The organism is Pseudoalteromonas sp. P1-25, from assembly GCF_001401805.1.
GTDB lineage: Bacteria > Pseudomonadota > Gammaproteobacteria > Enterobacterales > Alteromonadaceae > Pseudoalteromonas.
Map to the genome: position 1 here is coordinate 115,968 of NZ_LKDW01000007.1, position 13,401 is coordinate 129,368.

General features: G+C 39.2%; 12 protein-coding genes. 3 read left to right on the forward strand and 9 right to left on the reverse strand.

The window, feature by feature from the left end:
- Positions 1 to 73: 73 nt before the first annotated feature.
- Together AN393_RS06815 and AN393_RS06820 are read left to right on the forward strand one after the other, a co-directional pair.
- Positions 74 to 1,300: an aminotransferase class V-fold PLP-dependent enzyme gene (locus AN393_RS06815; protein ID WP_055017681.1), complete on the forward strand. Its 1,227-nt coding sequence runs from the start codon at positions 74 to 76 to the stop codon at positions 1,298 to 1,300.
- Between the two features lie 13 nt (positions 1,301 to 1,313).
- Positions 1,314 to 1,730, forward strand: coding sequence for a SufE family protein (locus tag AN393_RS06820; protein ID WP_055017682.1), 417 nt, complete (start codon positions 1,314 to 1,316; stop codon positions 1,728 to 1,730).
- A 1-nt stretch (position 1,731) separates the two neighbouring features.
- Here AN393_RS06820 and tcdA read toward each other — a convergent pair whose 3' ends face one another.
- Genes tcdA through AN393_RS06855 form a run of 7 tightly spaced genes read right to left on the reverse strand, consistent with a single transcriptional unit; the run spans position 1,732 to position 9,193 of the window.
- A complete protein-coding gene (gene tcdA, locus AN393_RS06825; protein ID WP_055017683.1) occupies positions 1,732 to 2,535 on the reverse strand; it encodes a tRNA cyclic N6-threonylcarbamoyladenosine(37) synthase TcdA in 804 nt (267 codons plus the stop codon).
- Positions 2,536 to 3,207, reverse strand: a complete 672-nt coding sequence (locus AN393_RS06830; protein WP_055017684.1) for a TIGR01621 family pseudouridine synthase — start codon at positions 3,205 to 3,207, stop codon at positions 2,536 to 2,538. It lies immediately after the preceding gene.
- A gap of 2 nt (positions 3,208 to 3,209) precedes the next feature.
- Positions 3,210 to 3,971, reverse strand: coding sequence for a 3-deoxy-manno-octulosonate cytidylyltransferase (gene kdsB, locus AN393_RS06835; protein ID WP_055017685.1), 762 nt, complete (start codon positions 3,969 to 3,971; stop codon positions 3,210 to 3,212).
- Complete coding sequence (locus tag AN393_RS06840) at positions 3,959 to 4,156, reverse strand: Trm112 family protein (RefSeq protein WP_055015993.1); 198 nt, start codon at positions 4,154 to 4,156, stop codon at positions 3,959 to 3,961. Before AN393_RS06840 ends, kdsB begins: the two co-directional genes overlap by 13 nt.
- Positions 4,146 to 5,126, reverse strand: a complete 981-nt coding sequence (gene lpxK / locus AN393_RS06845; RefSeq protein ID WP_055017686.1) for a tetraacyldisaccharide 4'-kinase — start codon at positions 5,124 to 5,126, stop codon at positions 4,146 to 4,148. The genes AN393_RS06840 and lpxK overlap by 11 nt, the downstream gene beginning before the upstream one ends.
- Entirely contained in the window at positions 5,123 to 6,868 is a 1,746-nt protein-coding gene (gene msbA, locus AN393_RS06850; protein ID WP_055017687.1) for a lipid A export permease/ATP-binding protein MsbA, read from the reverse strand. Before msbA ends, lpxK begins: the two co-directional genes overlap by 4 nt.
- 60 nt (positions 6,869 to 6,928) lie before the next feature.
- Entirely contained in the window at positions 6,929 to 9,193 is a 2,265-nt protein-coding gene (locus tag AN393_RS06855) for a DNA internalization-related competence protein ComEC/Rec2 (RefSeq protein WP_055017688.1), read from the reverse strand.
- Between AN393_RS06855 and AN393_RS06860 the strand changes: the two genes are divergently transcribed.
- Positions 9,173 to 9,679 carry a DUF2062 domain-containing protein gene (locus AN393_RS06860; protein ID WP_055016018.1) on the forward strand — a complete coding sequence of 169 codons (507 nt, stop codon included), beginning with the start codon at positions 9,173 to 9,175 and terminating at the stop codon, positions 9,677 to 9,679. The genes AN393_RS06855 and AN393_RS06860 overlap by 21 nt on opposite strands.
- A gap of 57 nt (positions 9,680 to 9,736) precedes the next feature.
- On the opposite strand, the gene AN393_RS06865 is transcribed toward AN393_RS06860, so the two are convergent.
- Entirely contained in the window at positions 9,737 to 11,473 is a 1,737-nt protein-coding gene (locus AN393_RS06865; RefSeq protein WP_055015997.1) for a DUF3466 family protein, read from the reverse strand.
- A gap of 11 nt (positions 11,474 to 11,484) precedes the next feature.
- Positions 11,485 to 13,395 carry an ABC transporter ATP-binding protein gene (locus AN393_RS06870; protein ID WP_055017689.1) on the reverse strand — a complete coding sequence of 637 codons (1,911 nt, stop codon included), beginning with the start codon at positions 13,393 to 13,395 and terminating at the stop codon, positions 11,485 to 11,487.
- Positions 13,396 to 13,401 lie beyond the last annotated feature (6 nt).

Below are 13,401 nucleotides of genomic sequence, written 5' to 3' on the forward strand. Positions count from 1 at the left end.
TTTGTGCGCTTTGCTTGTCAATTTTATGAAACCGATTACAATTCCTGCCTAAATTTATAGATGTTGAATAGCCATGCCTTCTCAAGAGTTTGATATAACAAAAATCCGCAATGACTTCCCTACTTTAAACCAAACCCTTAATGGCAACCCTTTAGTTTATTTAGACTCTGGCGCAACGTCGCAAAAGCCACAAAGCGTGATTGATGCAACCACTCGTTTTTATAATTTAAGCAACGCAAACGTTCACAGAGGCCGTCACACCTTAAGCGAGCGCGCTACTGAGCAGTATGAAGCAGCAAGATTAAAAATAGCAGATTACTTTAACGTAAAGGCTAATGAAATAGTCTGGACAAAAGGTGCAACAGAGGCACTAAATTTACTTGCTCATGGCCTACAAAATCAAATTACTCACGAAGATACGGTATTAATTACGCCACTTGAGCACCATGCTAATATCGTTCCTTGGCAGGTATTAACGCAAAATACGGGGGCAACGCTATCTGTACTCCCCCTTGAGCAAAACGCGACGTTTAATATAGCGCGCTGCATAGACTTTATCACACACACTAAAGCAAAGGTGCTATGTATCAGCCAGGCCTCTAACACATTAGGTAATATTACCAATTTAGCTCCACTAATAGCTGCAGCGAAAGCAGTCGGCACGTTAGTTGTTGTCGATGGCGCACAAGGAGCTATGCATTTACGCCCTAATTTAAAACAGCTCGGGTGCGATTTTTATGTTTTCTCAGCGCATAAAATGCTTGGCCCTACGGGTGTTGGGGGCTTATATGGACGCTATGAATTACTCAATGCGCTTACCCCGTACCAAACGGGTGGTGAGATGATTGATACCGTTACCCTTGAAAAAAGCACCTATCGAGACGCTCCTGCAAAATTTGAGACTGGCACCCCAAACATAGCCGGAGTAATTGGCTTTAGTGCAGCAATTGATTATTTATCAGCCCTAAACATACAACAATTGCAGCGCTATGAGCAGACAATTTTTAATTATGCAGCGACACAGCTAAGCAAAATTGATGGGGTTACTATCTATAGTGACTTAAACAATAATATTGGTACCCTTAGTTTCAATTATAAAACTGAACACCCTTACGATTTGGCAACTTTGCTTGACGGATTTGGCGTTGCAGTGCGTAGCGGTCACCATTGTACGCAACCATTAATGCATCATTTAGGGGTAACAGGCACTGTTAGAGCAAGCTTAGCATTTTACAATACTCATCAAGATGTTGATAATTTCATCCATGCCTTGAAAGAATCGATTGATTTATTAGACTAATTTAGGATAACTCATGACAAATACGTTTAACAGCGTAATTAAAACTATACAACATGCGCAATCTTGGCAGCAAAAATATCGCGAAATAATGCTTTTGGGCAAAACACTTCCCGCTTTAGCGGATGTACTTAAAACCGATGACGCACTTGTTCCTGGGTGTGAGAGCAAAGTGTGGATGTTTATGGAGTTTGACGATAGCGAGAATCGTTTAGTGGTTATTGGCGATTCAGACACCCGCATTGTAAAAGGCTTATTAGCGATTATTTTAGCGCTTTATAATGGCTTAACACCTGAAGAAGTCGTGAATATTAATGCGTATGACGAATTTGAAAAGTTAGGCTTGATTAAACACCTTAGTGCATCTCGTGGGAACGGAATAAAAGCCATGGTAGAAGCAATTCAAAGCATGGCAGCAAACAAGCTCAATTAAACTATTGAGCTTGTTGTAAACGCTGTTTTTTATCTAAATATTTACGTACCGCTTTAGCCGCTACAAAAAAGCCAAAACTTCCTGTGATCATAGTGACCGAGCCAAACCCGTTATTACAATCCATATTCATTGTACCATCGGTATTTTGTTTAGCATGGCATACACTGCCATCACTGCCTGGGTAAACTAGTTGCTCAGTTGAGTACACACAATCAATATTAAATTTGCGTTTTGGGTTGTTACTAAAATTATATTGTTTGCGTAAAATATAACGCACTTTAGCAAGTAGCGGATCTTGCGTGGTTTTAGCCACATCGCCAAATGTTATTTGGCTAGGATCAGTTTGCCCGCCCGCGCCGCCTGTAGTAATAATAGGCATTTTATTACGCTTACAATGAGCAATAAGCGCTGCTTTTTCCTTAACTGCATCAATACAGTCAATAACGTAATCAAAACCTTGAATATGCTCACGAATATTTTCAAGAGTAATAAAGTCATCTATCACAGTTACTTTACACTCTGGGTTTATCAGTTCGCAGCGACTTTTCATTGCATCTACTTTGGCTTGGCCAATACTGCCGCTAAGCGCATGAATTTGCCTATTTACGTTCGTCGCGCAAATATCATCTAAGTCAATTAAAGTGATCTTACCCACGCCTGTACGTGCTAAAGCTTCGGCGGTCCAACTTCCTACACCGCCTATTCCCACTACACAAAAATGGGCTTGTTGTAGCCAATCAAATTGTTGGTTACCGTATAGGCGTTTAATTCCGCCAAAACGAATATCTGTTACTTGTTCGCTCATTTACCAATCCAGTTCCCACGGCGATTGCCATGCTTGAAATTCTTGCTGATTAATTAATTGCTGGTACTCATCACCCGTAGCAGGCAGCAAAGTGCAATTAATTTGCTCCCCATGCCATACAAAACTTAACGCATAGGCATGAAGATACGCTCTCTCAGCTGCGCTACCGCTATAGAGTGAATCGCCTAAAATTGGCGCCCCTAAACTTTTTAATGCCACTCTAAGTTGGTGAGTTTTACCCGAATATGGCTTTAATATATACGCCCTAAACCCCGGCTTATAACTAAAAGAATAAAAGCGGGTAATGGCTGGGTTTTGCATGGTCGGTAAAAGCTTAAACATGCCCCTACGAGACTTAGCCATATCACCTTTTATCCACCCTTGCTTTTTTTTAGGTTTAGTATTGCTTATTGCTAAATAAAACTTGTTTATTGCATGCTCAGTAAAAAGAGACGTAAATTTAGCAGCGGCTTCTTTATTGCGACTAAGAATAATAAGGCCAGAGGTCACTTTATCAAGGCGGTGAACAGCAAATAATTTTTCGCCCGTTTGCTGCTCAGCTAACACCACAAACCCTTTTTCACTTTCTGAGTGAAAATTAAGCCCCGCTGGTTTTTCAAATATGTAAAAATCAGCGTGGCTAAACACTATGGGTAATTCTCTTTTTACCATTATTAAGCTTGCTTAGCTTTTAGGTAGGCAATCACTTTTTCTAGATCCTCGGGCGTATCAACCCCAGCATGTGGCGTTACTTTAGCCTGCTCAATTTTGATAGCGTAACCATGGTATAACACCCTAAGTTGCTCTAGCGACTCAAGTACTTCAAGCGGCGATACACTTAGCTCAATATACTGCTTAATGAAGCCCGCGCGATAAGCATATATACCCACATGACGTTGAAAAGGCGTTATATCTAACACACTGTCGTTATTTAACATTGCGCTTCTGTCAAACGGAATACTGGCACGTGAAAAGTACAACGCATTTTTATTAATATCACTAACTACTTTCACTGCATTAGGATTAAATACTTCATCTTGTTCTTCAATGGCTACACTTAATGTTGCCATTGGCGCGCTCGAATTATTAAGTAAAGTGGCAACTTGAGATACGTTTTCGCTTGCAAGTAATGGCTCATCACCTTGTACATTTACCACCACGGTTTCAGCATCTAGCTTAAGTAAGTCAACCACCTCGGCCAAGCGTTCAGTACCCGATTGATGATCTTCTCTCGTCATGAGCACATCATTTGTGAACGATTTAACAGCATCAAACACTTTTTGATGATCGGTTGCAATAACCACTTTACTTGCACCTGACATACACGCTTTTTCATACACATGTTGAATCATAGGCTTACCGCAAATGTCGGCTAATGGTTTGCCAGGTAAACGGGTAGACGCGTAACGTGCAGGTATTACAACTACGAATTCCACTTATCAACCTCATCTTGAGATAGCTCACGTGCTTCATTTTCTAAAAGTACTGGTATATCGTCGCGTACAGGGTATGCAAGTTTGGCTGCGGTGCTGATAAGCTCTGCATTGTCTTTATCAAAACGAAGCTTTCCTTTACACACAGGGCAAGCAATTATTTCAAGTAATTTTGTATCAAAGGCCATTGAGGATCCCTTTTTGTTTTAATAATAAATCTAATTTATGTATAACAGCATCTGTAGGTTTTGCATTAACAGGTAGGTAGTACCAATTATCTTTTGCAAAGTCTCTACATTTTACCGCATCTTTTTCTGTCATTAATACGTTGTCGTCATTAAATTGAGTAAAATCAGCCAAGCTATAAGCATAGTGATCTCTAAAATGATGCGTTGAAAGCAGCTGAATATTTTGATCTTCTAGTGTATTTTCAAAACGCTTCGGGTTACCAATAGCACTAACCGCATGGCCTTGTTCAATTGTTTTGTTCACTGGAGTATTGTCAGCAACGTGCCTAAGCCCACTCGTTTTTAAAACGTAGCTATGTGGTGCGCCCCCACCATTTTCAATCACTAAATCAACGCTATTTAATCTGTGTTTTGTTTCACGTAATGGTCCTGCGGGCATAACAAAGCCATTGCCAAACTGCCTTTGGCTATCAACAATACAACACTCTATATCGCGCGCCATTTTATAATGTTGCATACCATCATCAGAAATAATGACATCCACACAAAATTGCTGCTCTAATAATGTAATATTGGCTTCTCTATCCGGCCCAACAACTAGAGGACACTTTAAACGATTAAATAAAAGTATTGGCTCATCACCGGCTTGCGCACTTGTTACACCGCGCTCTACCACCAGCGGGTAGCTTTTTACTTTACCGCCGTAGCCACGGCTAATAATACCCACTTTTAGGCCTTGCTCTGACAAGTATTCGTACAGCCATAATACAAATGGGGTTTTGCCATTTCCACCTACACTTATATTGCCCACCACAATCACTTTAGATTTAGCTTTAAAAGGTTTAGCAATACCACATTGATAAAACCCTTTTCTAATACTGGCAATTAACCAAAAAAGTGCAGCTAACGGCAATAAAAGTAGTGTTATAAAACCAAATGGTTTATACCAGCTTTGCTCGATTTTACTCACCCGTGTTCACCAAATTGCATTTTGCAAAGCGCAGAATACGTGCCGTCTTTGGCAAGTAAACTTTGGTGATCACCACTTTCAATCACCCGACCGCCGTCGATAACGTATATTTTGTCGCTGTTTTCAATTGTTGATAAACGATGCGCAATAACAATCGACGTTTTATCTTGCATTAACGTGTCTAGTGCGTGCTGAATGAGCTTTTCTGACTCGGTGTCTAGTGCTGATGTTGCTTCATCTAAAATTAAAATAGGCGCATCTTTTAATATAGCACGCGCAATTGCTATACGTTGACGTTGACCACCAGAGAGCATCACCCCGTTTTCACCAACCATGGTATTGAGCTGTTCAGGTAAATCTTTAACAAATTCCCATACGTGGGCTTGTTTGACCACCTCTTCTAACTGCTGCGGTGTTATTTTACGGGTTAGTCCATAACAAATATTGTTGGCTATTGTGTCATTAAATAACACCACTTGCTGAGATACCAAAGCAAACTGGCGGCGTAAATCTGCCAGTTTATATTTATCAAGCGCAACGCCGTCGAGTAAAATTTCACTGGGTGCTTCTAAGTCATAATAACGTGGTAATAAATTAGAAATAGTTGACTTACCCGAGCCTGAACGCCCTACAAGCGCGATGCTTTCACCGGCCTTTATACTTATTGATAGGTTATTTAAAACAGCTTCATCTTTAGTGGGGTATTTAAAGGTCACATTTTTAACCTCAATTTCACCCTTCACTTTATCTACGCTGTAAGTACCTTTATCTTTTTCTATTTCTTCATCTAAAACTAAAAAAATACTTTGCGCTGCAGAAATACCACGCTGCATATCACTGTTCACGTTTGCTAATTGTTTAAGCGGACGTAAAAGCATCATCATAGATGAAATAAGTACAACAAAATCGCCGGAGCTTATCGTATCTATCATTGAAGGCATAGAAACAACCCATAAAATAACAGCCATTGCACTGGCCGCTAGTACTTGAATGACCGACACGCTTAACGCTTTAGTGGCATCCATTTTTATACGTTGCTGGCGATTATGATTATTGATTTTTGAAAACTGGTCGATTTCCTGTTGTTGGCCACCAAACCCATGTATAACCTTATGGCCACTTAACATTTGCTCAGAGCTTCGGGTAACCTGGCCCATGGCCGACTGTATGTTCTTCGAAATATGGCGAAAACGTTTAGATACAAACGTAACAATAATTGCCACTAAAGGAATGATCACTAAAAATATCAGTGAAAGCTTCCAGCTGGTATAAAACATAACGCCAAGTAAAAAAACCACAAAAGCGCCTTCACGTACTACAATTAGTAATGCTTTAGTAATTGCTTGCTGAACTTGTTCTGTGTCAAAGGTGATTTTTGAAATTAAATCACCTGTAGAGTTTTTATCATGAAACGACACAGGCAAATGTAATATGTGTTCAAATAACTGCTGGCGTAAAGCGCGTACTACTTGCGAGCCTACATAGCTTAAGCAATAAGAAGACATAAAATTAAACAGGCCACGCCCTATAACTAACGCAATAACTACAAAAGGAGCATAAGCTAACACTTCGTTATTTCGTTGATTTAAGCCTTCATCAATAAAAGGTTTCATTAATTGAATAAATAAAGCATCCATACCTGAGTAGCCGATCATTCCAATAATAGCAACGAAGGCAACGCTTTTATAATCACCGACGTAAGAAATCAACCGCTTATAGATTTGTGTAGTACTTTGACTCATATTACTCTCGTTATACAATTTCAGCCCTTATTGTATCCTTCAAACAGCCAAAACTAAACGTCAATCTTCTATAAACCAATAACTTTCGTGTTTGCGAGCCGTTGTCACTTCAAAGCCATCTTTATATATACTCACAGTAATTTGCCCATCACGTGCAGTCACATATTGTTTAGCATTTATTGCTTTGTAGCGTGAAACTACACTTTCACTGGGAAATTGCCACTGTCCTTCAAAGGCTGTTGAATGAATAACGGTGTGCGGATTAACATGGTCGATAAATTCCATGCTAGAAGACGTATCACTACCGTGATGAGGGCTTAAAACCACATCGGCTTGCAATGAATGAGTTTTAATAAGACTCAGCTCACGCGCTTTAGAAATGTCACCTGTTAATAGCATCGTAAGTTGTGGCGATTTAACTAATAACACACAGGAGTTATCGTTTTCATTATCATATTTATCACTCGAAAAACTACTGATATGCAAGTCATTAAAGTTATAGTCCAAAGAGTTACATCGCGTGGTAATGCCATGTGGATGAAACCGTTTAAAGCTATCACCAAACCCTGCTTTAATAAAATGAGCAGCCCCTCCTGCATGGTCATTATCTTGATGGCTTATTATGGAATCACTAACAGTTAAATTGTGGGCTTTTAAATACGGAATTAACACACTGTATGTACGGCTAAATCGGTTGAAGTAGCTAGGCCCAAAGTCATAAACCAATGCTTGATTATCTTTTTCTAGTAATGTCATTAGCCCGTGCCCCACATCAAACACATGTAACTGCCAAAGCGGTTTAGGTAAAAACATGTAATCAACCAATGCGACACACAAGGGAATAATTGCCAAGCGTTTAAACGGGCTAAACCACGCTATTAAAATAAATATATAAGCCGCAATTAAATACAGCGTGCGTGGTTTCGCTATATCTAACCACCTGTATTGCCAAGGTATAGCATCCATATAATCAAGTAAAATGCGCAGCATATTATCGAACAACACTATAACCGGCGTTATATCTACCACCGTGCTAATAATCGTAATTAGCAGCAAACATGGCATAATTACTACGCTCAATAATGGAATGGCTACTAGGTTAATAATAAGCCCTACAATACTCACACCACTAAAATAAATAAGGGTAATAGGCATAAGCGCAATAAACAAAGCAACCTGAATAATACACAGCGCCAATAGTACGCTAAGCCAATTATATTTCGTTTTAGGAAGTCGTTTTATAACTAGATAAATAATTGCAACAGCAATAAAAGAAAAATATAACCCGGGGTTTAAAACATTAAAGGGGTTAATAAGTAATACCGCGACTAGGGCATATAATATGCTTCGCCATCTTAATGGCTGTTTAGCCACAAAGTACAGCACCCAAGCGCATGTTAACATTATAAAAGCGCGAGTGGCTGAGAGTAAAAAATCACTTAAATACACATAAATAAATGCAGCTAACCAACCGGTAAAACTATAAAAAAATGTTAAGTTGATGGACTGTGCTACTCTAACTTTCAAAATGTATACTGTGTACTTACATAATAAATAAAAACAGCTGAATATAAGCCCTATATGTAACCCTGAAATTGCTAATAAATGGCTCAAGCCTAAGCTTTGCATCGTTTGCTTATTTTCAAAGGACATAAGAGACTTGTCACCACTTAATAGCGCATAATAAAGCCAATTAAGTGATGTTTTTTGAAATGTGCGTTTTAAAAATTCTCTATACTTAATAATTATTGAAGGAGAAGCCCCATGCAAAATACTGAGTTGTTTATTCAGTACCTTCCCTTTGAATAGTATGCGTTTTTTAAATGCATGCACGTTGTTATCAAACACGTTGATATTTTTTATTGTTCTAAATTCTTTCAACGCTATTGCTGCATCAAAGGTATCACCGTGCTTAATAAGTTGCTCAGAATCGACACTTAACATCGCTTTTGGCGCTTTAAATTTATGTATTTCATCCCCATTAAGCTTTAATAACGTTGCTTTTATATACTGGGGTTGCTTTGCTGAGATGACTTCATCGACATAGATTGTGGCTGGATAAGCGTAGTTATTTTCAACATTTGGCAACTTATAGCTATAAAACAGGTAAAAGTGCACAACAATGCAGCAAATAGCTAAAATAAACCCTAACAAAACATTTAAAAACGGCTTAAAATAGGCGCTCGCAATAAGGACAGATATTGTGATGACTGTAAACTCAAGGGTTTGATAATAAAATACGGTTGAAATACAGCCAATTACAAATCCAAGACTAATCCACACTGAAGTAAATGGTTGCTTGAAATGCCTAAGAAAACGATTCAACGATTTTTACCTGATCCTAATAAAATTAGGCATCATAAAACACTTAGAATATTCGGCCGCCTATTACAAGACGCCAATCTATGGCATTTGAACAGACGCTCTGCAAGAGGCGCATTTGCAGTAGGTTTATTTTTTGCGTTCATCCCTGTTCCTTTTCAGATGGTTTTAGCAGCCGCAGCAGCCATTGTTTTTAGAGTAAACTTACCTATTTCTGTTGCATTAGTATGGCTTACCAATCCACTAACAATGCCGCCAATTTTTTATGGCTCATACCTTGTAGGTACGCTCGTTTTAAACCAACCAGAGCAGCATTTTGCATTTGAAGCCAGTTGGGCATGGTTTTTAGAAAGTCTTTCTACCATAGGCCCTGCATTTTTAATTGGCTCATTGGTTTGCGCTTCTATCGCTTCTGTTATTGCTTATTTTAGTATTGATATTATTTGGCGCCGCTCTGTGCGAAAAGCATGGCTTGCGCGTAATCAGTAAATTATAGACGAAAAAAAACCAACTTTTATAAGTTGGTTTTTTATCAACAGACTTAAGCTAAAATCTAAATACTCTTCGCAAGCCAACAAGCGGTAACAACAGTAGTGTATACCACGGGAAGCTTGCAGAGCTTCTTTCATAAAGCTCTTTTTCAATAGCGGCACAGTCTTCTACTTCGCCATCAATAGGTGTAAGTTTTACTGCAACAGCAACACTCTCGTACTCAATATTACCTTCAATATCGGTTTCTACATTACCAAAGGTATCGCGCTTTTCAACGGTTTTAGTAGCTACACCAAAGATTTCATTATCTTCATTAATAACCTTGGCTTCTGCCATCGTGTAGGCGTAGTCTGTTTCACCATCTGCTTCGTAACAAGGGAGCAAATCGTTTAGGTTGGTAATTTTATCGTCACCAATTTTATAGATAAACGCTTCTTTACGGCGGCTGTTTTCAGATGTACCCACTTCGCCTTCACCAACAACATATCCTTGGTTATTAATGTCATTGCCATAAGCACTTGAGCTATTAAAGTAACCAGTAGGGAAAACGGTATTGCCCGTACTTATATCATGATAGAAAAACTGATCACGAAGTGTGGTTTCAATACGCTTTGAAGCATAACCAACAATTATATCGTTGTCGTTTACTGCAAGTGCTTTACCCGAAAGCCAATCGTCTTCTTGGTCTATAAAATTAAACACGTCACCATTTTTAAAATACACAGGCATTGTTAAAATCGTGTCGTCGTTTTTATAGTAGCGAGCGTTAGACGAGCCTACAATTGTGCCATTGTTATTAAGTGCAAGCGCAGTGCTTGTAAAGGCAAAATCGTCATCATCTTCTGGTGTTAAGGCCAAGCCCAGTATTTCAGTAGAAGTGATATTAAATGCTTCATCAAGCTCCCACTTTACCGCACGCTCATCAAATACGCCTGTAGTAACACTCGAATTTAATAATTGTACACATGTAGAGGTTGGTTCGTCTTCGTTATCACAGTTATCTTCAATATTATCAAGACGATCTTCAGGAATACCTGTAGAAACATAGCCAACTACCGTATAGCCGTCGTTTGTTTTTATAATATCGTTAGCGCGGCTAGTACCGCCGTAATCGTCAAAATCAGGAACTAGCTCAACCTTTTGCGTGCCATCTTCAGAAATAACAATACCGCGTTCTATAAAGTCATGAGTAAACCATGTTTCTTCTTCATCTTCACCATCTGGGGTAAATGAAACTTTATCGTATGGTGCTGCACTCCAGCCAACACTCACGCCATCTTCGCTTACCGCGTTATAAAAGTTACTAATAGAACGTGTTAAACCATCGTAATCAACCGACTCTTCGTCAAATAAAACTTGCTCAGTAACATTGCCATCGTCAAATTTAATACCCACTACCGCACTTAGTTTTTGGTATTCAAAATCAGTGGGTCTGCCAGCTAAAAAGCTGACCATAAATGAATGTGCATCGGCGTTATTAAAAACAGCATCGTTATTTTCTATATCATCAAGTGTAAACGTGATTTCTTTATCACTTAATTCAAAATTGTACTCTTCACTGTCGTATGCATTTTCAATCACGCTTTCGGTAAAGTCGATATAGCTTATATCGATTGGTAAATTATACAATCCGTTGGCAGTACCAATAATGTGCCCGCTTTCGCTTACGTCAGTTACGTAAGAATGTTTAGCGCCGTCAAGAGTACCTAGTTCTGTTAATTCATAGGTTGCACTTAATGCAGATGTACTCAATGTCGCTAAAATACTGGCAGCGAGTAATTTATATTTCATTTTAATCCTTACTACTGATTCTGTAATTCTTCAAGTTCTTCCCAGCGCTCAAACGCGGCTTCAAGGTCAGACTCAAGTTTTGCTAAATGGTTCAATGCATTAGTGGTAACGTCACTATCTTGTTTGAAAAAGTCAGGATCGCTCACTACAGCTTGCTGCGCTTCTACAGCGGCTTCAAGTTGTTCCATTTTATTGGGTAGCTGCTCTAATTCAAGTTTTAATTTGTAAGAAAGCTTAGTACTTTTGTTTTCAGGTTTTTTAACAGAAACAGGCGCAGGTTTTACGTCTTTTTTTGGTGCTTGATGCTGTTTTTCTTGCTCGGCTAAATAACTTAAATAAGCTTGGTAATCGGTATACCCCCCCACCATATCAGTTATTTTACCATCCCCTTCAAACGCCCATACACTGCTACATGTATTATCAATAAACTCACGGTCATGGCTTACTATAAGCACAGTTCCTTGATACTGATTAATAATTTCTTCGAGTAACTCTAATGTTTCAATATCCAAATCATTGGTTGGCTCATCGAGTACTAAAATATTGGATGGTTTTAAAAATAATTTCGCGAGTAAAAGCCTATTTTTTTCACCACCAGAGAGTGCTTTTACAGGTGTACGCGCACGTGCCGGGGGAAATAAAAAGTCTTGCAAGTAACCAAGTACATGACGAGAGCGCCCGCCCATCATTACCTCTTGTTTACCCTCGGCAACGTTATCTTGAACAGTAGCCTCTTCATCAAGCTTTTGTCTGTATTGGTCAAAGTAAGCAAATTCAAGGTTCACCCCTTGCTTAACATGCCCACTATCAGCTTCTAACTCACCAAACAGCAGCTTGAGTAGTGTTGTTTTACCAATACCATTTGGGCCCACTAAACCAATGCGATCTCCCCGCATAACAAGGGTAGAGAAATCATCAGCAATCACTTTATCTTTAAATGCATGATTCAAGTGCTTTGCTTCAAATACTAACTTGCCTGATCTGTCTGCCGTTTCAATATTAAAATCAGTTTTACCTACTTGCTCTACACGGGCTTTGCGTTCAACACGTAGCTGTTTTAGTTCACGTACACGGCCTTCGTTGCGTGTACGACGCGCTTTAACCCCTTGACGGATCCATGCTTCTTCTTCAGCTAAACGCTTATCAAAAAGCGCATTTTGTGTTTCTTCTACTTTTAAATCGTGCGCTTTTTGTTCAAGGTAGGTTGCATAATCACCAGGGTAAGATATAAGTTTACCGCGGTCTAAATCTAAAATACGCGTTGCAACAGCACGAATGAACGCACGGTCATGGGATATAAATACAATACCGCCTTTAAACTCTTTTAAAAACTGCTCTAACCATTTAACGCTGTCTACATCTAAATGGTTAGTTGGCTCATCGAGCAACAGTAAATCAGGCTCGCTGACTAATGCCCGAGCTAAAGCAACTTTACGCAACCACCCACCCGATAATGATTCTAACTTAGCATCTGGGCTAAGCTCTAAACGCGTTAATACTAGTTGAATTCGCGAATCAAAGCGCCAACCGTCACACGCTTCTAATTCGTTAGATAATCGCTCAAGTTTATTTAGTAATTTGTCGGTACAATCAGTTTGTAGTTGCGTGCTCACATGATGATAATCAATTAATAAATTGGCTATATCAGGCATGCCTTGCGCTACGTAATCAAATACTGAGCCGTTTGCCCCTTTAGGTGGATCTTGCTCTAAACGAGAGATTTTAATGCCACCTAATTGGTTAATTTCGCCATCATCTAAAATTACTTGGCCATCAAGTACTTTTAAAAGTGTTGATTTACCTGCGCCGTTTCGCCCTACAATACAGACGCGCTCGCCACTTTCAATAACCGCATCGGCATTATCTAATAATGGGTGGGTGCCATAAGCTAACTGCGCTTTTTGTATTCTTATTAAATCCATAAATAC